Here is a 20,061-nt window from a genome sequence, read left to right as displayed (position 1 = left end):
TCGAACACGACCGTTAAGCCCTCCAGCGTCGATGGTACTTGAACCGCAGGGTTCTGGGAGAGTAGAACGTTGCCAAGCACAGATGAAGAACCTTTTTGAGAGAAATCTCAGAAAGGTTTTTTTTGTTTATTTCGTTCATCTCATCACGTAGCTGCAGAAAGTACATCAAAATCAACAGCCTCAGCCCTTTTTCAACTCATTACCTGCATTTTGTACAGGTAAGTCCACACGAAATGCCCCAAAAAGATCAATTCACCGAAATTTACTACACTTTTTACATCTAAGTTTGTTATTCTGAGCAGCGGAGCATCATTACCTGCACTTTTTGCAGTTAACTTGCCAAGTCCGCTGATGTTTTAAGCTCTTGAGGAACTACAGGCCGCTATCTCTCTGAAAAGGCATGTTTTATAGCCATGGGGAACTACGGTCCTCTATTTTGCAGATATCAGCTGAAAAACACACCAAGGAGAACAAATAAGAGCCTGTAGTTCCGCTCAAAAAAATTTCTCCGAATAGCGGACTCCAGTTCCCTTGAGCGAGTGCAGGGTTTCATTCCCACCAGGCATGTTAAACTTTGCACGATCAAATAAATCGTTCAACTCCATCAATCCAACAGTCTATCGGTCTATCAGCCTATCAGTCCATCGAAACTGCTCATGCAAGACTACGACAGTCGTATACACGAGAGTACTGCATTAGTGTTCGTGCTCCTTCCCGGATCTAGCCTCCTGCTAGGTCCTTTTTTTATATCCTTACAATTTCTTAACCTGGCGATTACACAGCATTGACCCTAAGAACTTGGCATCAAGTTAGAATTGATTTAAAGAACAAAACAAAATAAAAACAAGAAAACGCACGGAATTAACAACGATTTTCACGTTCTTTTCAAGGAGGATGTTTCTATGAAAGTAGAACTGCATTGCCATACAAGACTATCAGATGGTTCTTTCACATTTGATGAAATATTGAATCTGGCTATTCAAGAAGGTATTGGTCATTTGGCGATTACGAATCATGATACAACCCGTGATCTTCAACAAATGGTCCATACTGGGCAGGAGAGAGGCGTAGAGATCATTCCTGGCATAGAAATCTCAGGTTATGATTTTGCAAGAAAGAGAAGGGTTCATATTCTTGGTTACTTCATAGAGCCAGGAAACGCTGCGATTGAGGCGTTATGCAGTCCGCTGCTGGAAAGACGTCACCAAGGCTGCCTTACAGCGATTGATAGACTGATCAAGGCCGGGTACTTAATTACTTTGGATGATGTGATGAAGCATGCGGAAGGCGGAACGGGTATCTACAAGCAGCATATTATGCATGCCTTGATAGAGCAGGGGTATACAACAACGATCTATGGCGATTTATATAAAAAGCTGTTTTCTCGCGGTCAAAGCGGCGAACAGCCGGGTATTGCCTACATCCCGACAGAATATGTAGATGCTTGTGAAGCCGTTAGGGTCATTTTACAGGCAGGCGGAGTACCTGTGTTGGCACATCCGGGGCAATATAGTAGCTTTGAATTGGTTCCGGATCTGGTGGAAGCAGGTCTCCAAGGCATCGAGGTGTGGCATCCGCTGCACAATCAGGAAGATGAGCGAAGAGCTCATGAGTATGCCTTGCAGTTTAACCTGGTGATGACCGGTGGCTCTGATTTTCATGGATTTTATGGCGAAAAAGACGTGCAATTGGGAAGCAAATCCCCCGGTTTGCATGTAGTGAACGAGCTGCGTGAACGCAAACAAGCGCTATCCAACAAGGAGATGATTTGATATGAAGCCGATCCATCAAACCCATGCCAGCCTTCCATTATCTTCCGAGCCAAGGATTCACGCAAGCAGTCATATTACGAACAGTTTTGCTGGAGAGTGGACTTCCATCGGCCCAACGAATCATATTATCGAGTCCCGAATCGGTGACTATACCTATACGATGGATGATGTGACGATCAATTATGCCGAGGTAGGCAAATTTACGTCCATTGCCTCGCACGTTTGTATCAATCCCGTTGATCACCCCATGGATCGGGTGACGCAGCATCACATGACGTACCGGGGAGCTTCCTACGGACTCAGTGACACGAATGACGAGGAGATTTTTAACTGGCGCAGAGGCAATCGTGTCACGATCGGACATGATGTATGGATCGGACATGGAGCGACTGTAATGAAAGGTGTTCACATTGGTACAGGAGCTGTTGTCGGTTCAGGAGCTATTGTTACCAAGGATGTTGCTCCATATACGGTAGTAGTGGGTGTGCCTGCGAGACCGATCAAGCAAAGATTTTCTCAAGAGATCATTGATATGTTGTTTCAAATTGCTTGGTGGGATTGGCCCCGTGAACTCATTCAAGAAAGGTTCCATGAATTGAACGATATCACGAGTTTCGTGAAGAAATACGCGTAATTGGAGAGGGAGGCGGCAAGCATGTTTGAAGAAATGGATATCATGGACCATCTCATCCAGATGATTCAATCGGGGAAGTATGAGCCTGACGATAAACTGCCATCCGAGAATGAAATCGCAGATTGGTTCAAGGTTCCTCGTATCACGGCTCGTAAAGCCTATGAACGGCTTCAGGAGCTCGGCTACATTTACTCCAAACAGGGAAAAGGAAGCTTCGTGCAGGATAGAAACCTGCGAATCCCCCTGGTGCTTTCCGCCAATAAAAGCTTTAGCCAGAAAATGATTGAGCTCGGGTATAAATACGAGTCGAAAAATATTTTTTGCGATCCAATCGAATTCAATCACAAAATATACGAGACGCTTGGCGTAGAGGAAACGGATCGTGTCTACAAGATTGGCCGTCTTCGCATCATCGACAGTAGGCCGATAGCGCTGCATATTTCCTATGTTGCTGAATCTGTTTTCCCTGATATAGAAAGATCGGGTAAGGATATTACTTCAATATTTAGCTATTACAAAAATCATGGTTACAAGAACTTTCAATCTACAGAGTCAACACTTCGGTTAACGCATCCTTCCAAATATGATAGGGAGCTGCTGGCTTGTTCCAGTCTGATTCCATTGCTGGTCCTAGAATGCGAGTGTAAGGACAGCGAATCTGGCCGAACTTTGGAATACAGTAAAACGATGTATCGTGGGGATTTGTTTACTTATGTTATTTAGAATTGCTTTTACACAAACTTAACAGCTGCTAACCTGGCAACAAGATATTGTGTGTGATGTGAGGTTGGTTTGCTCTATCGTGCGTGAAGTAAAGTTAGTTTGCACATTGTGGATGATGTGAAGTTGCATTGCATAGGGAAGAAGGAGGCTTAGACATGAATCGGAAGCAAAGAACGGAAATGCTGATTAACGGTTCGCCCCAGCTCGCTGCTGCTTTGGCTAATGAGATTGAAAGCCGATATCCTGTTGCTTTAATCGAAGAGCCGAATCATGGACTTGTTATGGTGAAGGTAAGGGAGACTGCACAAAAAAGCTTGTTTTACTTGGGCGAGGTGCTGGTAACCGAATGTAAGGTGCGCGTCGAAGGCGCAGTTGGGATTGGCCTATTGAAAGGTGACGAGCCGAAGAAAGCGTACGAACTGGCTGTTATCGATGCGGCGTATGGAGCCGGCTTGAAGGAGACAGAGGCTTGGACAGCTTTGCTACAGTCGGAAGGCGAGCTATTAGCGGCAAGACGACAAGCGCAGCACAAGATTGTTTTAAGAACGAAGGTAGATTTTGAAACGATGGATATAGATTGAAAGGAGTTTGACCGATGATGCTGGATATGGTGCACGACATCCAAACCGCTTATAGAAAGTTAATTGACTCGATGTCAAGGCCGGGGACAATTTCAGACCTTTCGGAAGAAGCAGGAAAGCTGGAACACTTACAAGGTTATCTGCCTGCAACGTATATAGCAGCGCGAATGCTGCTTGATACGGAAGTGACTTTCAAGGTCGTGTCTAAGCGGGAAAAGGAGATGGCCCAAGCGCTTAGTCAATCTACGTATGCCAAAGAGGTTGAGCTAGAGGAAGCGGATTTCATCTTCGTCCTTAGCGATGCTGAGCCATCGGAATTGCTTCGAGCGTTGAAAACGGCCAAAATCGGAGAGCTTCAGGACCCGCACAACTCAGCGACGATCATTATCGAAACGGAAGCTTTATCCGGCGGAACAAAGCTGCTTTTGAGCGGTCCCGGGATTCGGACGACCGTTAAAGCTGAGATGCAGGTAGCAGACGAGTGGATGGCCATTCGTGCTGAACGAAATGCTGAGTTTCCACTTGGGCTGGATCTGATTTTTACAGATGCTTCCCACGGTATGCTGGCATTGCCTAGGACGACTCAGGTCATGAAGGAGGAAGTCTAAAAGATGGGTTATGTAGCGGTAAAAGGTGGAACGCGAGCAATTGAACAATCTTTGCAACGAATCCAGTATGAACGGTTGCAGCAGGGCAAGGTGCTGGATGTGTCTGCGATTGAAACTGGCATGAGAGGGCTCGTTGATCAAGTCATGTCAGAAAGCAGCATGTACAGCGAACAACTTGCGGCACTGGCGATTAAGCAAGCGGAAGGTAACCCGGAGGAAGCGGTTTTCCTACTTCGTGCCTATCGTTCTACGCTGCCTCGAAAGCATTATTCCAGAACTGTGCACTCGGAGGAGATGCGGGTGGAAAGACGAATTTCCGCTTCGTTCAAGGATATTCCCGGCGGGCAAATTCTAGGTGCTTCCATGGATTATTCCCATAGGCTTTTGGACTTCGACCTGGTCGATGAGACAGAAGAAACAGTGACGCAATGGTTGGAAGAATATCGTAAAGCGGAAGAGATTTCGGCTCAAGAGATGACCGATACAAATGACGGGCGATTTCCCAAAGTGTTGGATTACTTGAGGAAAGAAGGGCTCATTGCCGAATGTCCAATGGATCCAACCGAACCGGATGATGTGACCCGGACAAGTCTCACGTTTCCTGCAACACGGAGTGAGAAGCTGCAAGTTTTGACAAGAGGACAGACGGGAGCCGTTACTTCACTGGCCTATGCAGTCATTCGTGGATATGGCATGGTCCATCCTACAGTCGGAGAGCTGAGAGTCGGAGAGCTTCCCGTATATATCGACAGCCCGCTCACGAAGTCTGGTGAAGAGGATGATGCCTATTTTATCGGTGACATTAAGGTAACTGAGGTGGAAATGCTCGTGCCAGTAACGGTTGAGAAGGAGAATGGCCGGAAAGAGCTGCAGCTTGAATTCGGATACGGTCTCTGTTACGGACAAAATGAAACGAAAGCCATTGCCATGAGCATTCTGGACAAAAGCCTCGAAAAAGGCGACAAGTCGATTCCTACGCAAAATGAGGAGTTTGTCCTTTTCCATATCGATTCTGTCGAATCAACAGGTTTCATTTCTCATTTGAAAATGCCGCATTATGTTACGTTCCAAGCGAAGCTTAACGATGTTCGTAAGACGAGAAAAACCCCAGTGGGCAAAGGCCAGGAGGTATAAGGCAGATGCGAATCCAATATAACTTTGCGTTTCTGGATGAAGGGTCCAAGAGAGAGATCCGCCGGGCTACGCTTAAAGCGATAGCGATTCCGGGTTATCAGGTGCCTTTCGCTTCCCGTGAACTGCCAATCGGACGTGGTTGGGGAACCGGGGGTTTACAGCTGACGTTGTCCCTAATCGGGAAAAGCGATGTGCTGAAAGTGATCGATCAAGGATCGGATGAATCGGTGAATGCCGTCAGCATCAAGAAGCTGATCGACAAAACAACGGGTGTTCCTACGGTAGACGCAACGCAGGATGCTACGCTAATCCAATCCCGGCACCGTATTCCGGAAGTCCCGCTGGATGCAGGGCAAATCCTTGTGCTGCAAGTTCCAATGCCGGAGCCGCTGCGGATGTACGAATCCAGTGAACTGGAAACCAAACGCCTGCATGGGGAAAAAGATTATAGCGGAGCTTGGTTGATGTTATTCGAGCAAATTATGAAGTACGGCAGTGTATCCACAGGTGCGGATCATCCGGTGATGGTGCATGACCGCTATGTCATGGCGCCAAGCCCGATTCCAAAGTTCGACAATCCGAAGATGAACTACTCCGAGGCATTAATTTTGCTGGGTGCGGGACGTGAGAAAAAAATCTATGCCGTTCCACCGTATACGCAAGTGGTTTCCTTGGCGTTTGACGATGTTCCTTTCGAACCGGAGTCATTCCCAGGTCAAAGCTGCCGGCAATGCGGAGCACAAGATGTATTTATGGATGAGCTTTATGACGCCGAAACAGATGAAACATTTTATCAATGTAATGATACAAGTTATTGCTTAGAACGAATGAATCCATAATCGCTCCAAAGAGGAAGAGGTGACATGAGGATGGGAGAAATTGCAACCCCTATTTTGAGTGTTAATCATTTAAATAAACAATTCGGTTCAGGCTGTGAAGCGTGCAGTAACCCGGAGACCAGGCAGTTGGAGAGAAATTATTGCCGGGCTTGCGGTACCGTCTATTCGTGCCAGGACATCACTTTCGATCTATACCCCGGCGAGGTTCTTGGTATTGTAGGCGAAAGCGGCAGCGGCAAATCGACATTGATGAGATGTCTTTACTTCGATCAGGAAGTGTCCGGTGGCGAGGCTTACCTTCAGCCATACAAAGATGGCGAGAGCAACCTTTTTCAGGAATCATCCCAACAGAAGAAGCACATCCGTAATCATCTCATGGGCAAGGTGTATCAAAATCCGGTTATGGGCTTGAGGATGAACTTCTCCTCGATCGGTAATATTGCGGAAAAAATGATCGCAGCTGGAAATCGTTCGGTCAGCGCCATGGAGTCCAGGGGAAGCGAGCTGTTGGAGCAGGTTCATATTCCGGTTTACCGGATGAAGGAAGCACCGAAAAATTTCTCCGGCGGTATGCAGCAGCGCGTTCAAATTGCCAAAGCATTGTCGAATAACCCACCGATTTTATTGCTGGACGAAGTGACGACCGGACTTGATTTATCCGTGCAGGCCAATGTGTTGGATTTGATCAAGCACCTGCAAAGAGAGCTGAAGATCAGCATGCTGCTAGTGTCGCATGATCTTGGCGTGATCCGGATGCTGGCAGATCGGACGATGGTGATGCTGGACGGCCGTGTCGTTGAGCAGGGCTTGACGGACCAAATCCTGGAAGATCCACAACATGCCTATACACAACAGTTGGTTCATTCCCTGTTATAACGAATCCCTTGAGTGGAGGTCTTATGATGTATCTACTAACGAATGGCATCATTATTACGGAAGAAGCGCTTTTGGAGGGTTATGATCTATGGGTCCAAGACGGGCGAATCGCCAGAATTGCCCCCAAAGGTGAAATTGAGGCAGGAAATGGCATAGAGGTCATCGATGCAGGCGGAGGTTACGTAACTCCGGGGATGATCGACATCCACTCCGATTACATTGAGCATATGACCGCACCTAGGCCAACTTCACTTATCGATTTTAAAATTGGTTTGCGCGAAACAGAGAAAGAACTTATTTCACATGGCATTACGACGATGTACCACTCTTTGTCCATTTTCAAATCCGTTGATTACAAGTACCGTCCGATTCGGGAGCCTGAAAATGTACGGAAGCTCATCGATTTGATCGATAGCACGCACAACAGCAAGCATTTGATTCGCCATCGTTTTCATGCCAGATTCGAGATCGACAATCTGGATCAGATTGATAACCTGAAGAGCTACATTGAAGAAGAGAAGGTCCACTTGGTATCTTTCATGGATCACACACCTGGACAAGGACAATACAGAGATCTCGAAGTGTACAAAAAGACGGTTCTCGGCTACGACACGCTGTCCGATGAGAACATCGCCGTGTTGATCGCCAACCATCAGACCAAAGAGAAAATGACGGTAGACGCGATAAGGGAAATCGCCGAAATGGCCAGAGCGCACAACATCGCCATTGCCTCGCATGATGACGATTCGGTAGAGAAGTTGGATTTGGTGAAGAGCTTTGGCACCGCCATCAGCGAGTTCCCAATCACGCTCGACATCGCCCGCAAAGCGAAAGAGAAGGGCTTGCATACCGTAGCTGGCGCTCCCAATGTCATTCTTGGCGGCTCGCATAGCGGCAACTTATCTGCAGCTGAGGCTATTGAAGATGGCTGTATCGATATACTATGCAGCGACTATTACCCGGCAGCGATGCTTCACGCTGTGTTCCAACTCGCAGGACCGAACCAGCAGAATCTGGTCGAAATGTTCAAACTCGTTACCCTTCATCCGGCGCAGGCGGTTAACATTGACGCGGAATATGGCTCCGTCCGGGAAGGAAAGAAGGCAGACCTGCTGATCATTGAGCGATTGGAGCCGGATGATTTTCCAGTTGTGACCACCGTCTTGGTAGACGGAAAACTGATTCAGAAAACGAACTACAGGATCTAACAGGAGGTGACGGCATGGAAAATTTGCTGTCGATAGAACGGTTGTCCAAATCTTTTACGCTGCATAATTTAAACAAACAAATCTCTGCGATCGAAGATGTCAGTTTATTTCTGAAAGAAGGCGAATTCGTAGGGATTACTGGAAAAAGCGGAAGTGGGAAATCCACCGTTCTGAAATGCATTTACCGTACCTACCTGCCTCATGCGGGACATATTTGGTACAACTCCGAGAGGTTCGGCCGTATCGATCTGGCTGCCGCTCCTGAACGGACGATTATCGAACTTCGCAAACACGAAATTGGCTATGTATCGCAATTTCTTAGCGTCATGCCACGTACGACAGCTCGAGAGCTGGTCCATAATGCCATCGTGGAGATGGGCGATGATGCCCAGTATGCGGAGGCGGAGACGATCAAAATGCTGGAGCATTTCGAGCTCGACCGCAGCTTGTGGGACAGCTATCCCGCCACTTTTTCCGGAGGGGAGAAGCTGCGGTTAAATATTGCGAGAGCGATGGTCAAGCGCCCGAGACTGCTGCTGCTGGATGAGCCGACGGCGAGCCTTGATCACGGTTCGAAACTGAAAGTGAAACAATTGATTGAGCAATTGATGAAGCAAGGTACTACGATGCTCGGTATTTTTCATGACCTGGAATTCATGGATCATCTGTGTGACCGGGAGTATCAAATCAGGGATGGCCGATTCTACACAGCAGAGAAGAAGGACAAGTTTACAATCTCTTAAATTAGACAGAATATTCTGGAAACAATTGTGCGGTAACCTAGATAAAATAGGAATAATAGGAGGATTTTTTCAAATGAAAAAAATATTAACACTTATCATTTCTTTATCTTTAGTTGCCGTGGCAGCAGGTTGCGGTACAAAAGCAGCAGGAGATTCCAAGGGTGCAGCAGCGCCTGTCAAAACAAAAGACACCATCACGATCGCTTGGTATCCGAATGAATCCGGTGCCGAGTTGAAAGATGCACGTGAAGAACTAGGAAAAGCAATCGCAGCAGCAACGGGGAAAAAAGTCGAGCACAAGACAACAACGGATTACATCATCGCGATTGAAGCTATTGCCAGCGGTGGTGCGGATTTGGCTTATATGGGACCACAGGGCTACGTTGAAGCGAATGCAAAAAATAACAAGGTTCAGCCTCTGGTTGTTCCGAGCGGTGAGTCAGGCACATTGGAAGACGCTGTTTACTATAGCTGGTTAGGCGTACGTAAAGGTGATGAGGCTGCATACAAAAACGGCAACGGATTTGCCATCGATAAAATTGCCGGCAAAAAGTTCTCATTCGTATCGAATTCTTCTACATCCGGATTTAAAGTACCATCTGCCGGAATCATTAACTATTTCAGTAAACAAGATCAGTATAAAAAGTTAACCGTTGATGATCTGCTTCAAGGTGGTAAGGACAAGTTCTTCAGTGAAGTTCTTTTCGGAGGCACGCACCAAGGAGCGGCTGTCAATTTGTTAACAGGTAAAGCTGACGTAGCTGCTTTCTGTGATACATGCGTGGCTAACTATGTGGAAGTGAGCTCAGGAACGGCTAACACGCCAGGAGCGGTATACAAAGTGAAACAAGGAGCAGCGGAACCTTTTAATACGCAGGTTGGTAAAGAGTTTAGTCTCATTTCGGTAACGCCGGTATTGAACTCCCCACTTGCTATTAACACAAACACGGTCAGCGCGGAAGATGTGAAACAATTGAAGGATGCTCTAACATCGGATGCTGTAACGAAAAACCCGAAAATCTTCTTGCCTAAAGACTCCAAAGATGCCGGCGTGTTCAAACAAAAATCAGGTAAAGAGAAATTCCTGCCTGTGGATGATGCCTTTTTCGGTCCGGTTAGAATGCTGTCCAACAACTAATGTTACCACGAACCAACTAAGGGATTAAGGGAGCAACCATGACAACGTTACTGGAATTCAAGCAGGTCTCTAAACAGTACGGTGCGGATACAAGAGCGTTATCAGATGTTAATTTCACTGTGAAGGAAGGGGAGTTCCTTTCAATTATCGGCCCTTCTGGAGCAGGCAAATCAACCCTCCTTCGCTGTATTAATCGGATGATCGACGCAAGCAGCGGAGAAATCATTTTTGATGGCGCGAACATTATGAATTTCAAGAAGCACGAATTGAAACGGCTGAGAACGCAGATGGGTATGGTGTTCCAGCATTACAATTTGGTGAACAGGCTGACAGTAGTCGAGAACGTTCTGCACGGACGTCTTGGCTACAAGTCAACGTTAGAGGGAGTTCTGGGGCTTTATTCCAAGGAAGAGAAAAAGCAGGCTTTTGACATTCTGAGTATTCTCGGATTGGAAGATCAGGTGTACAAGCGTTGTGACCAGTTAAGCGGTGGGCAAAAGCAAAGAGTGGGCATTGCCCGCGCGCTCGTGCAGAATCCGAAGATGCTGCTGTGCGACGAGCCGATTGCTTCCTTGGACCCGAATGCCTCCAAAGTCATTATGGATTACTTGCGTACGATCTCTACCAATATGGGCATCACGGTCATTGTTAACCTGCATCAGGTGGATGTAGCGCTTAAGTATTCGGATCGAATCCTTGGTGTGAACAAGGGAGCTATCGTCTACGATGGTTCCCCGAAACAGATCAAGCGCGACCAGCTTTCCCTGATTTACGGCTCGGAGCTTGAAGAGCATGCCGAGGAGCTGGAGGGCAAATATGCGGGATAACTTCTTTGCCAAAAAGCGCATGAACACGCTGCTCTTCTGTGCTTTCCTATTGGTCATCACGCTAATCGCTATCGTTGTTACAGACTATAACGTCATCAAAGGTTTTACTTCTATACCGAAAGCAGCCGAATGGGCGGCCAGCAATTTTTATCCCAATGAAAAAGCGATGAAGCGGCTTCCCGCAATCATTAGCAGCTTATCAGAGACCATTCTTGTGTCTATAGCATCAACCGCCGTTGCAGCCGTATTTGCCTTGTTGTTCGCCATTGCGGGTTCACATACGACAGGTGTCGGCGGAGTTTTCAGCTTTGTAAGCCGTTCAATCGCAACGCTGTTTCGCAACATTGATGTGGCTGCTTGGTCCATGATTTTGTTAATTTCTTTCGGGCAAAATGTACTTACCGGATATTTCGCGCTCTTTTTCGGCTCATTCGGATTTCTAACAAGAGCATTTATGGAGTCCATCGATGAAGTAAGCAATAGCTCTGTCGAAGCCTTAAGGTCGACGGGGGCAGGTTATTTTCCAATTATTTTTCAATCCGTCATTCCTGCCAGTATTCCGCAATTGCTCAGCTGGGTTCTATTCATGGTGGAAACCAACATTCGTCAGGCAACATTAATCGGCATCTTGACGGGTACCGGCATAGGCTTTCTTTTCAGCTTATATTACAAAGGCCTTAATTACAGCTCTGCCTCTCTGGTCGTTATCGTTATCGTTCTTGCGATTTTCGCCATCGAATCGGTTTCTACGTATGTTAGGAGGGTGATTTTGTAAAATGGACCTTCAAGAATCTTTGAAAGCTGTCTCTAACAAAGACACCAGCTGGAGTCACATCAAGAGTGTGAATCCCAAGAACCCCTTTAACAAACAGTCTTTTGTAATCCGGCTGACATTAGTTGCCCTGGCTTTATTGACGGTTGTTGCATTTGTTACTTTTGACTATAAGGACATTAACCTTGTAGAAGCCGCCTCTTTAACGGCTCAAACGGTTAAAACCATGTTTTTTCAACCGCTTTTTCAACATATTACCTTTTTTGAGGCTATTAAACAGTTGACCATTACATTGGGGCTTGCATTCTTGACGACATTGTTCGGCTCGATCATCGCCCTGTTCCTCGGCTTGTTGGCAGCTCGCAATTTATCCAATCCTAAACTATCTATCGTCATTAAAGCCGGAGTCGCTTTTATTCGTGCGGTTCCAACCGTTCTATGGGTTTTAATTTTTGCTGTTGCATCTGGACTCGGAAGCGTCGCGGCTGTCATCGGAATGACTTTCCACTCCATCAGCTATCTCGTCAAAGCGTACTCGGAATCGTTCGAGGAACTGGACAAAGGGGTTATTGAAGCCTTGAAAGCGAGCGGCGCCAATTGGTGGCAAATCGTGTTTCAGGCTGTGCTGCCATCGTCCGTCTCCTATTTGATCTCATGGACGTTTATGCGATTTGAGATCAACTTCGCAGTCGCTCTGGCGATGGGAGCAGCAGCTGGAGCGGGGGGCATCGGATTCGATATGTTCATGGCCAGTTCCTTCTATTATGATGTGAGGGAAATCGGAGCTATCACGTATCTCATCCTTGCATTCGCTATCTTGCTTGAATTGCTTGCAGCAAAAATCAAGAAGAAGCTAAGGGTTCATGGGTGATCCCATAAAGCAAAAAGCGCATTCACTCCTTGGGGTGAATGCGCTTTATGTTTGATTGGCAGCATAGGCCTTGACGCCAGACCGAAGCTAATTGGGCAAACGCTGCAAAGATTCGGACATTAGCAGGAGTCATCGGCGTTAATTGCTAGAAATTGCACCACTTGGACAAAGCACACAGCTTCCTCACTTCAGTTCACACACCATCTTATAACTCCCAGCTTCCGCACGGAAACCGAGCAGATCACGGTTTATTCGCAGCATGGGGGCGTTCATGGAATCGTTGTGTGTTCTTAAATAAGGCACACCGCAGGCAGTCGCTGTTTGTATGCCGAGCAACTTCAAAGCGAGTGCTATGCGGCGGCCCCGGTATTCCGGCAGCACGCCTGTAAACTCGTGATACATCGCCCGTGTTTGTTCGTTCTGCTGGAGTGTGACAACGCCAATGTAACGATCGCCGTCCTTGGCGATATGAATCCACTCCGGACGTACACCGGATTGCGTGATGGTCCACTTTTTCCATTCTTCGAACCATGGAAAGCTGCCGGAGTAGCCGGGAATATCCGGATGGGTGATTTTATACAGCTCATAAAGCTTATTCTCGCTAGCATCCCCTGGCTCATCCGCTAACGTAATGAATCTAATCCCAGCCTGCTCCGCTTGGTTGATCGCATCATGCAGCGAACCGCCATCGAACGATGCCAAGTCCAGCACGGATTCAAACGTGTGGCGCTCCTTGACATAGCCTCGACGTTCCGCAAAAGCAAGCGATCTCTCATCCGTTTCCCTCATGTAATCAATTAATCGTGACGCCCTGACCTCGCAAGCCCATTGATGAAGCGTATCGAATAGGGCTGCTCCGACCCCAAGCCCGCGATGTTTCGGATGAACGACGATCGTATGACTTAAGGCCCCGGGCTCCGTCCAAGGCGCTCGCCATGCCATCGCGTAACCGACAACTTGTCCGTGTTCATCTTCCGCGACCCATTTGGGACGGTCCCATCCCATCAGTTCGCCGTCCTCATTGTAGTGCAGCTTGCCTGGGGGAATGCTTTCCTCGTCTCGCTGCAGCCGTTCAGCTGTTGTCGGCTCTGACCAAATCAAATTCAGCAAGGGTGCAACAGCCGCATAATCGTCCGGTTGCCGCATTGGGCAAATCGTATACTTTGACATGTATGATTACCTCCATCTCGAATTAAGCTATCGGATATAGTCATTATCCCATCCGTGAAGCGGAACTTCTTGGTAAAGTCTGGATATAAATAAAGATTCGGCAGCAAGCCCTTTTTCCCTAATTCATTTGACAATTTAGCTAAAAAGGTGTAGAAATGAATTAATTGAATGTTCTGAGTAAATTCATTGACGAGATCGAGTAAGCTAATCCCTTGTTCCCCAGAGAGTTGGCCCTGTGCTGAAAGCCAACGTTCAAGACTTAGCCCAAAATCCTCTCCGAGAAGGAAAGCTGAAGCCACTGGAGTAAGCTGACCCGGGATCCTGCCGTTACATGGGGCGCGTATGATGGTACGTTGGCGGAGGTGCCGAGGATCGAGTTATGGATCAATCGGAACAAGGGTGGTATAGCGAGATATAATCTCGTCCCTTATGGGACGGGATTTTTTTGTTTTTATTTTAAAATTGGAGAGGATGTCCTGGATGAGAAAAGTAGATGTAAAAGAAAAAGCAAGGGCTCGCGAGCTGCGCATCCTGAATCAATGGCAACAAAACGAAACATTCCGCGCATCAATCGATCATCGGAATGATAAACCGAACTTCGTCTTCTATGAAGGACCGCCTACAGCCAACGGAAAACCGCATATCGGTCACGTGCTCGGACGTGTCATTAAGGATTTTATCGGCCGGTACAAAACAATGTCAGGTTACCGTGTCGTGCGAAAAGCCGGCTGGGATACACATGGCCTTCCCGTTGAGCTTGGCGTGGAGAAGCAGTTGGGCATTTCGGGAAAACAAGAAATCGAGAAATACGGGATAGCCGAATTTGTTGAGAAGTGCAAAGTCAGCGTCTTCGAATACGAGAAGCAGTGGCGGGAATTGACAGAAGCAATCGCCTACTGGACAGACATGGATCATCCCTATGTGACGTTAACGAATGATTACATCGAGAGCGTCTGGCACATTTTATCCGAAATTCATAAAAAAGAACTCCTCTACAAGGGACACCGGGTCAGCCCTTATTGTCCGGATTGCCAGACGACGCTCAGCTCGCACGAGGTGGCTCAAGGTTATGAGGATGTCAAGGATTTGAGCGCGACAGTCGAGTTTCGCAGCACGAAAGGGCCGGAAATATTCCTTGCCTGGACGACGACGCCATGGACGCTTCCAGCGAACGTTGCACTTGCGGTAAACAAGGACATCGACTATGTGAAAGCCAAACAAAACGGCAAAGTCTACGTCATTGCCAAAAATCTTGCTGAAAAAGTATTGAAAGAGAACTATGAGATCCTTTCTACGCACAAAGGGGAGGAATTCGTCGGGACCTCCTATGAGCCGCCTTTTGGCTATATCACTGTGAACCGAGGGCATATCGTTGTCGATGCGGATTACGTCAGTGACTCAAGTGGTACCGGTATCGTTCATATCGCGCCTGCACACGGGGAGGATGACTACCTCACATGCCGTCAGCATAACCTGGATTTCGTAAATGTGGTGAATCTTGCCGGACGGTATACGGATGAGGTTGTCGACTTTGCCGGACGTTTTGTGAAGGATTGCGATGTGGATATTGTCAAAAGCTTGTCGGAACGCGGTCTATTGTTTGCCAAGGAACGTTATGAGCACAGCTATCCTTTCTGCTGGCGCTGCAAAACTCCGCTTCTCTACTATGCAATGGAAAGCTGGTTTATCAAAACGACGGCTGTGAAGGACCAGCTCCTTGCGAACAACAGCCAAGTGAACTGGTACCCGGCCCATATCCGCGAAGGCCGTTTCGGGAAGTTCCTTGAGGAACTGGTCGATTGGAATATCAGTCGAAACCGCTATTGGGGCACACCGCTGAACCTCTGGCTTTGTCAGGATTGCGGGGCAGAGTATGCGCCAGGCAGCAGGAAAGACCTGTATGAAAAATCCATCACGCCTATCGATGATAGTCTGGAGCTTCATAAGCCCTATGTAGACGCTGTAAAATTGCGCTGCTCCTGCGGCGGAACCATGGAAAGGACGCCGGAAGTGATCGATGTGTGGTTCGATAGCGGCTCGATGCCATTCGCTCAATATCATCATCCGTTCGGTGACGAGAAACAGTTCGAGGATCAGTATCCGGCTGATATGATCTGCGAAGGCATTGACCAAACGCGCGGCTGGTTTTTCAGCTTGATGGCCGTCTCTACTTTGTATAATGGCAAGCTGCCTTACAAAGGGGTAATTTCAACCGGTCATGTTTTGGATGAGAATGGATTGAAAATGTCCAAGAGCAAAGGGAATGTGATTGACCCTTGGGAAATCATTGAAGAATTCGGCGCGGATACCTTCCGTTGGGCTCTGCTTGCAGACAGCGCACCGTGGAACAGTAAGCGATTCTCGAAGCAAATTGTAGCCGAAGCGAAGTCTAAAGTCGTAGATACGATCAATAATACACACGCTTTTTACTCGTTGTATGCCATCATTGATCAATACAATGCCGAAGACCATCCGCAGCAAGCTTCAAAGAACGAGTTAGATCGGTGGATACTCTCCAGGTTGAACACGACCCTTCAGAACGTGGTGAAGGGGCTGGAGGATTACGATTTTCTGAACCCGGCCAAGCACATGGAAGCCTTTGTAGATGAGCTAAGCAATTGGTACATTCGCCGCTCGCGCGACCGTTTCTGGGGCAGTGAAATGACCGAAGATAAAGTTGCCGCCTACCAAACGCTTCGCGAAGTTCTAGTCACCTTAGCACAAATGGCTGCCCCTTATATCCCGCTCATCGCGGAGGATATTTACGGTAACCTTGGCGGCGAAGGAAGTGTTCATTTGACCGATTACCCGAAAGTGAACGAAGCTGCAATCGATACGACACTTGAAAACGATATGGCTACGGCTCGACAAATTGTTGAGCTGGCGCGCAACATACGCAACGAGGTCGGAATCAAAACGCGCCAACCTTTGTCGGAGCTGATCGTTTCGCTGGACCGTGAATTTCATTTGAGCCGGTTCGAAGCCATCATCCAAGATGAAATTAACGTGAAACAGATTCGTTTGGAGACGAGCGAAAGCACCTTCGTCGACTATTATTTGAAATTGAATTTGAAAGCGGCGGGCAAGAAATACGGCAAATTCGTCGGTCCTTTGCAAAATGCCTTGAAACAGCTTTCTGCTGCTGAAGCTAAAAGGGCCGTCGACTGCGGTTATGTGGACGTCAACTTAGACGGAGAAACGATTCATCTTACGCTGGATGAGCTGCTTGTGGAAAAGCAAGGTAAAGCAGGATTTGCCTCTGCGACGGGGTACCATATCAACGTCGCGTTGAATACGAACCTAACGGAGGAGCTGGAACAAGAAGGTCTTGTTCGTGAAGTGATCCGCGGCATTCAGGATTATCGCAAGAAATTGGATTTGCCGATTGAAAAACGCGTCATTCTGACGCTGCATGTTGATGCTCCTCTCCGAGCTGCGATTGAGCGCTTTGATCATGTTTTGCGCGAGAACGTGCTTCTCTCAGAAATCAAATATGCTCAGGCTGCGAATATGGAGGATATTTCGTTCGGTGGTTATCAATGCTTGTTGCTCATTGAGTAATTAGCGCTTGTGGGGGCTGCTACTTGGGAAGCTGCCTTGTTGAAAATAAAGGAATATAGTTCCCTCTAGAGAGGGTGGATAAACAAAGACCAGTCTAACACCTACGTGTTTGGACTGGTCTTTGTCCTATTAGGTTAATCGATGTCCGCCATCGACATGGAGTACAGTTCCCGTTACGAACGAATTTTGGATCAAATACAGGACGCTTTGAGCAACATCCTCAGCAAGCCCAACCCGTTGCACAGGTAGCTTACTTCCCACCTTTTCATAAAATTGATTACGTGCTTCTTCAGTCATCTTACTGCGAGCAGGCGTATCAATAATGCCCGGCGAAACGATATTCACACGGATAGGCGCTAGCTCGAGCGCTAAGGTTTGACCAAAGTTTGAGATTGCTGCATTCACCGCGCCTAGTGCGGCAGATCCCACGGTTGGTTTGTAACCGACTACGCCGGAGAATAACGTGATAGAACCATTTGGGGAAAGGGTATGGGCTCCATATTTCGCTGCGTGGTACTGGCCCCAGAATTTGTTTTCGAATAAGTTCCGCGCTTGTTTTGTTTCTGACTGGAGGAAGGAGCCGCCGGATGTTTCGGCCGCACTTACGACAAGATGTTCGTAGCTGCCGACCTTTTTAAAAAACGTTTGAACCTCATCTTCCTCTGTCGTATCGAGCACATACACTTGCGCTTGGGATCCAAGCAGTTCTTTGGCTTTGTACAACTTTTCCTCCGAACGGCTGGCAATGATGACTTGGGCGCCAAGCACAACGGCTTTTTTGGCAGTCTCCAGTCCAATACCTGAACTTCCGCCAATAATGACAATTCTCTGATTGTGTAACATGAACACTCCTCCTAATGTTTACTAGTGGTTATAGCGCTATTGTATATGTAGTTAATTCCATTAGGGAAGTAGTGATATTAATTTCATATAGTTTCCAAAAAGGAAGTAATGTGCTAATGTTGGGTTTATCCCAATATATTTTTTGAGGAGGCTATTGTTATGTCCGTTCAAGAACCCGTTGTTTTGAATAAAGGAACACCCGGCGAGTTATGCCCAATTGCCAAAACGCTGGACGTCATCGGAACAAAATGGACTTTTTTAATTATTCGTGACCTGCTCATTGAAGGCACGTTGCGGTTTAGTGATCTTTTGAGATCAATGGAGGGGATTAGCCCCAAAACACTTTCGCTCCGCCTAAAGGAGTTAGAAGAAAACGGGCTGGTTGAAAGAAAGGTGTACCCGGAGGTTCCGCCCCGAGTTGAATATTGGTTAACGGAGAAAGGCAAACGCTTGGAAGGTGTATTTATAGAATTGAAGAGATTTGGACTGGACTTGTGACTTGGACGCCTTCGAGGAGATGTTGGGAGGGATCAAGCACGAATATTTAACGAGGGGGCCCAAACTTTACAGCTTGGATCCTCCCTCTTTTATGTAAATTATTTTGCAATTAATTTCAAAAACTCACGCATGAAGCCCGGCAAATCTGGCCAAGCATGACCCGAGACTAACTTTCCATCCACATGCAGCGTATCCGCCGCATACTTAGCTCCAAGCTGCTCGACATCCAAACGGCAGGCTGTATAGGCTGTCATTGTACGGCCTTCAAAGTAATGGTTATCTTTTAACGCGGAGAATACTTGCGCAGCATGGCAGATAGCGCCAAGCGGCTTGTCAGCTTCAAGAAAATGGCGAAGAATGCGCGGGACGTGCTCATTGGACCGAATGTACTCCGGCGCTCTGCCCCCAGGAATGATTAGTCCATCATATTGACTTGGATCTACATCAGCAAAAGCGATGTGTGACGGCAGCAAATGCCCTGGCTTCTCTGTGTAGGTCTCCCAGCCATCGATAAAATCATGGACGACGGTATGAAGCACTTTTTTCGTCGGTGCAGCAATAACAGCCTCATATCCTTCTTCTAGCACACGAAAATAAGGATAATATACCTCTAAAACTTCTGCAGCATCACCGGTAAGAATTAAGATTTTCTTTGACATCGTATCACTCCTTGGAAATGAATGGTAACCCATAATCAATTATGAAGAAACCTCGTAACGATGTAAACGGGTGGAATTTGACACGAATTGTCGAATGTTCTCGTCATGAATGTGTATGGACGGCTTCCCGGCAGAGCCCAAGCGTGTCGTTGCTGCGTAAGACAGAAGGAAGCGGAACAATGGCTCGCCAAATATGAGCAGAAGGCCAAAGAAAACCGTGAGAAAATCAAAGGTGCGGTGAAAGAAGGCGAAACAGCGGTTATCATTAACGTCCGGGAGAAAAAGATTTCCTTCCTTGGCGATAACTATGGTCGTGGCGGAGAAGTTATGCGAATGTCGATCACATTTTTATCTGCATGAACGAAGGCACGACAGAAGCGCAGGTGAAGGAGATTCTTGAGAGCCCGATCTGGAAGACACTTCCTGCTGTGAAAAACAACAAAGTCCATATGCTGGACTACAAAACATTCCTGCACTACGATCCAATCTCCATTCTGGGACAAGCGGATTTGATTACGGATATGTTGGTGAAGAGTGCAAAATAAAGAGCTTGCTTGGCAGCGACAAGCTGCTGCCGCCTTACCTTAACTGGATGAGGCGGCTT

General features: G+C 47.3%; 21 protein-coding genes, 1 rRNA gene and 1 other annotated feature. Of the genes, 19 read left to right on the top strand and 3 right to left on the bottom strand.

Annotated elements, in window-relative coordinates:
• The 15 genes from rrf to RQP52_RS35295 form a co-directional block, all read left to right on the top strand.
• Positions 1-78 (top strand): 5S ribosomal RNA (rrf, locus tag RQP52_RS36645); the annotation flags it as partial.
• 824 nt (positions 79-902) lie between these two features.
• Positions 903-1,772: a PHP domain-containing protein gene (locus RQP52_RS35360; RefSeq protein WP_315956140.1), complete on the top strand. Its 870-nt coding sequence runs from the start codon at positions 903-905 to the stop codon at positions 1,770-1,772.
• Between the two features lies 1 nt (position 1,773).
• A complete protein-coding gene (locus tag RQP52_RS35355; RefSeq protein ID WP_315956139.1) occupies positions 1,774-2,406 on the top strand; it encodes a DapH/DapD/GlmU-related protein in 633 nt (210 codons plus the stop codon).
• Positions 2,407-2,427: 21 nt separating this feature from the next.
• Positions 2,428-3,129: a GntR family transcriptional regulator gene (locus RQP52_RS35350; RefSeq protein ID WP_315956138.1), complete on the top strand. Its 702-nt coding sequence runs from the start codon at positions 2,428-2,430 to the stop codon at positions 3,127-3,129.
• A 155-nt stretch (positions 3,130-3,284) separates the two neighbouring features.
• Positions 3,285-3,710, top strand: a complete 426-nt coding sequence (gene phnG, locus RQP52_RS35345; protein WP_315956137.1) for a phosphonate C-P lyase system protein PhnG — start codon at positions 3,285-3,287, stop codon at positions 3,708-3,710.
• 14 nt (positions 3,711-3,724) lie between these two features.
• Positions 3,725-4,318, top strand: coding sequence for a phosphonate C-P lyase system protein PhnH (phnH, locus tag RQP52_RS35340; protein WP_315956136.1), 594 nt, complete (start codon positions 3,725-3,727; stop codon positions 4,316-4,318).
• A gap of 3 nt (positions 4,319-4,321) precedes the next feature.
• Positions 4,322-5,452 (top strand): carbon-phosphorus lyase complex subunit PhnI, encoded by a 1,131-nt coding sequence (locus RQP52_RS35335; RefSeq protein WP_315956135.1) that lies wholly within the window; start codon positions 4,322-4,324, stop codon positions 5,450-5,452.
• Between the two features lie 5 nt (positions 5,453-5,457).
• Positions 5,458-6,291, top strand: a complete 834-nt coding sequence (locus RQP52_RS35330) for an alpha-D-ribose 1-methylphosphonate 5-phosphate C-P-lyase PhnJ (RefSeq protein ID WP_157322373.1) — start codon at positions 5,458-5,460, stop codon at positions 6,289-6,291.
• Positions 6,292-6,321: 30 nt separating this feature from the next.
• Entirely contained in the window at positions 6,322-7,167 is an 846-nt protein-coding gene (locus RQP52_RS35325) for an ATP-binding cassette domain-containing protein (protein ID WP_315956134.1), read from the top strand.
• A 26-nt stretch (positions 7,168-7,193) separates the two neighbouring features.
• A complete protein-coding gene (gene phnM / locus RQP52_RS35320; RefSeq protein WP_315956133.1) occupies positions 7,194-8,375 on the top strand; it encodes a phosphonate metabolism protein PhnM in 1,182 nt (393 codons plus the stop codon).
• Between the two features lie 14 nt (positions 8,376-8,389).
• Positions 8,390-9,118, top strand: coding sequence for a phosphonate C-P lyase system protein PhnL (locus tag RQP52_RS35315; protein ID WP_315956132.1), 729 nt, complete (start codon positions 8,390-8,392; stop codon positions 9,116-9,118).
• A 73-nt stretch (positions 9,119-9,191) separates the two neighbouring features.
• The gene (locus RQP52_RS35310; protein WP_315956131.1) at positions 9,192-10,256 is read left to right on the top strand and encodes a phosphate/phosphite/phosphonate ABC transporter substrate-binding protein; all 1,065 of its coding nucleotides are present in this window, start codon (positions 9,192-9,194) and stop codon (positions 10,254-10,256) included.
• Positions 10,257-10,294: 38 nt separating this feature from the next.
• A complete protein-coding gene (gene phnC, locus RQP52_RS35305; protein WP_315956130.1) occupies positions 10,295-11,083 on the top strand; it encodes a phosphonate ABC transporter ATP-binding protein in 789 nt (262 codons plus the stop codon).
• Positions 11,073-11,858 (top strand): PhnE/PtxC family ABC transporter permease, encoded by a 786-nt coding sequence (locus tag RQP52_RS35300; protein WP_315956129.1) that lies wholly within the window; start codon positions 11,073-11,075, stop codon positions 11,856-11,858. Before phnC ends, RQP52_RS35300 begins: the two co-directional genes overlap by 11 nt.
• Position 11,859: 1 nt before the next feature.
• On the top strand, positions 11,860-12,726 hold the full coding sequence (locus RQP52_RS35295; protein ID WP_315956128.1) for a PhnE/PtxC family ABC transporter permease: 867 nt from the start codon (positions 11,860-11,862) through the stop codon (positions 12,724-12,726).
• A 183-nt stretch (positions 12,727-12,909) separates the two neighbouring features.
• Here the strand turns inward: RQP52_RS35295 and RQP52_RS35290 are convergent, their stop codons facing one another.
• Positions 12,910-13,896, bottom strand: coding sequence for a GNAT family N-acetyltransferase (locus tag RQP52_RS35290; RefSeq protein WP_315956127.1), 987 nt, complete (start codon positions 13,894-13,896; stop codon positions 12,910-12,912).
• A gap of 177 nt (positions 13,897-14,073) precedes the next feature.
• Positions 14,074-14,327: a binding site (T-box leader), on the top strand.
• A gap of 49 nt (positions 14,328-14,376) precedes the next feature.
• On the opposite strand from RQP52_RS35290, the gene ileS reads away from it, so the two are divergent.
• On the top strand, positions 14,377-17,457 hold the full coding sequence (gene ileS, locus RQP52_RS35285; protein ID WP_315956126.1) for an isoleucine--tRNA ligase: 3,081 nt from the start codon (positions 14,377-14,379) through the stop codon (positions 17,455-17,457).
• Between the two features lie 129 nt (positions 17,458-17,586).
• Here the strand turns inward: ileS and RQP52_RS35280 are convergent, their stop codons facing one another.
• Positions 17,587-18,300 (bottom strand): SDR family oxidoreductase, encoded by a 714-nt coding sequence (locus tag RQP52_RS35280; protein WP_315956125.1) that lies wholly within the window; start codon positions 18,298-18,300, stop codon positions 17,587-17,589.
• A gap of 159 nt (positions 18,301-18,459) precedes the next feature.
• Between RQP52_RS35280 and RQP52_RS35275 the strand changes: the two genes are divergently transcribed.
• On the top strand, positions 18,460-18,798 hold the full coding sequence (locus RQP52_RS35275; RefSeq protein WP_315956124.1) for a winged helix-turn-helix transcriptional regulator: 339 nt from the start codon (positions 18,460-18,462) through the stop codon (positions 18,796-18,798).
• Positions 18,799-18,896: 98 nt separating this feature from the next.
• Here RQP52_RS35275 and RQP52_RS35270 read toward each other — a convergent pair whose 3' ends face one another.
• Positions 18,897-19,457: a DJ-1/PfpI family protein gene (locus tag RQP52_RS35270; protein WP_315956123.1), complete on the bottom strand. Its 561-nt coding sequence runs from the start codon at positions 19,455-19,457 to the stop codon at positions 18,897-18,899.
• Positions 19,458-19,562: 105 nt separating this feature from the next.
• On the opposite strand from RQP52_RS35270, the gene RQP52_RS35265 reads away from it, so the two are divergent.
• The gene (locus RQP52_RS35265) at positions 19,563-19,817 is read left to right on the top strand and encodes a TroA family protein (RefSeq protein WP_315956122.1); all 255 of its coding nucleotides are present in this window, start codon (positions 19,563-19,565) and stop codon (positions 19,815-19,817) included.
• Positions 19,814-20,002 carry a hypothetical protein gene (locus tag RQP52_RS35260; RefSeq protein WP_315956121.1) on the top strand — a complete coding sequence of 63 codons (189 nt, stop codon included), beginning with the start codon at positions 19,814-19,816 and terminating at the stop codon, positions 20,000-20,002. The genes RQP52_RS35265 and RQP52_RS35260 overlap by 4 nt, the downstream gene beginning before the upstream one ends.
• The last annotated feature ends 59 nt before the right edge of the window (positions 20,003-20,061 follow it).

Origin of the sequence: Paenibacillus violae (genome assembly GCF_032461945.1) — a bacterium.
GTDB classification, from domain to species: Bacteria; Bacillota; Bacilli; order Paenibacillales; family NBRC-103111; genus Paenibacillus_E; species Paenibacillus_E violae.
The sequence above is the reverse complement of the archived record's forward strand: the minus strand, read 5'-3'. Positions and strand labels throughout refer to the sequence as shown.

Excerpts from the sequence above, each read along its gene's own strand:
- RQP52_RS35360 (WP_315956140.1), top strand. The coding sequence starts at position 903 with ATGAAAGTAGAACTGCATTGCCATACAAGACTATCAGATGGTTCTTTC.
- RQP52_RS35355 (WP_315956139.1), top strand. The coding sequence starts at position 1,774 with ATGAAGCCGATCCATCAAACCCATGCCAGCCTTCCATTATCTTCCGAG.
- RQP52_RS35350 (WP_315956138.1), top strand. The coding sequence starts at position 2,428 with ATGTTTGAAGAAATGGATATCATGGACCATCTCATCCAGATGATTCAA.
- phnG (WP_315956137.1), top strand. The coding sequence starts at position 3,285 with ATGAATCGGAAGCAAAGAACGGAAATGCTGATTAACGGTTCGCCCCAG.
- phnH (WP_315956136.1), top strand. The coding sequence starts at position 3,725 with ATGATGCTGGATATGGTGCACGACATCCAAACCGCTTATAGAAAGTTA.
- RQP52_RS35335 (WP_315956135.1), top strand. The coding sequence starts at position 4,322 with ATGGGTTATGTAGCGGTAAAAGGTGGAACGCGAGCAATTGAACAATCT.
- RQP52_RS35330 (WP_157322373.1), top strand. The coding sequence starts at position 5,458 with ATGCGAATCCAATATAACTTTGCGTTTCTGGATGAAGGGTCCAAGAGA.
- RQP52_RS35325 (WP_315956134.1), top strand. The coding sequence starts at position 6,322 with ATGGGAGAAATTGCAACCCCTATTTTGAGTGTTAATCATTTAAATAAA.
- phnM (WP_315956133.1), top strand. The coding sequence starts at position 7,194 with ATGTATCTACTAACGAATGGCATCATTATTACGGAAGAAGCGCTTTTG.
- RQP52_RS35315 (WP_315956132.1), top strand. The coding sequence starts at position 8,390 with ATGGAAAATTTGCTGTCGATAGAACGGTTGTCCAAATCTTTTACGCTG.
- RQP52_RS35310 (WP_315956131.1), top strand. The coding sequence starts at position 9,192 with ATGAAAAAAATATTAACACTTATCATTTCTTTATCTTTAGTTGCCGTG.
- phnC (WP_315956130.1), top strand. The coding sequence starts at position 10,295 with ATGACAACGTTACTGGAATTCAAGCAGGTCTCTAAACAGTACGGTGCG.
- RQP52_RS35300 (WP_315956129.1), top strand. The coding sequence starts at position 11,073 with ATGCGGGATAACTTCTTTGCCAAAAAGCGCATGAACACGCTGCTCTTC.
- RQP52_RS35295 (WP_315956128.1), top strand. The coding sequence starts at position 11,860 with ATGGACCTTCAAGAATCTTTGAAAGCTGTCTCTAACAAAGACACCAGC.
- RQP52_RS35290 (WP_315956127.1), bottom strand. The coding sequence starts at position 13,896 with ATGTCAAAGTATACGATTTGCCCAATGCGGCAACCGGACGATTATGCG.
- ileS (WP_315956126.1), top strand. The coding sequence starts at position 14,377 with ATGAGAAAAGTAGATGTAAAAGAAAAAGCAAGGGCTCGCGAGCTGCGC.
- RQP52_RS35280 (WP_315956125.1), bottom strand. The coding sequence starts at position 18,300 with ATGTTACACAATCAGAGAATTGTCATTATTGGCGGAAGTTCAGGTATT.
- RQP52_RS35275 (WP_315956124.1), top strand. The coding sequence starts at position 18,460 with ATGTCCGTTCAAGAACCCGTTGTTTTGAATAAAGGAACACCCGGCGAG.
- RQP52_RS35270 (WP_315956123.1), bottom strand. The coding sequence starts at position 19,457 with ATGTCAAAGAAAATCTTAATTCTTACCGGTGATGCTGCAGAAGTTTTA.
- RQP52_RS35265 (WP_315956122.1), top strand. The coding sequence starts at position 19,563 with ATGAATGTGTATGGACGGCTTCCCGGCAGAGCCCAAGCGTGTCGTTGC.
- RQP52_RS35260 (WP_315956121.1), top strand. The coding sequence starts at position 19,814 with ATGAACGAAGGCACGACAGAAGCGCAGGTGAAGGAGATTCTTGAGAGC.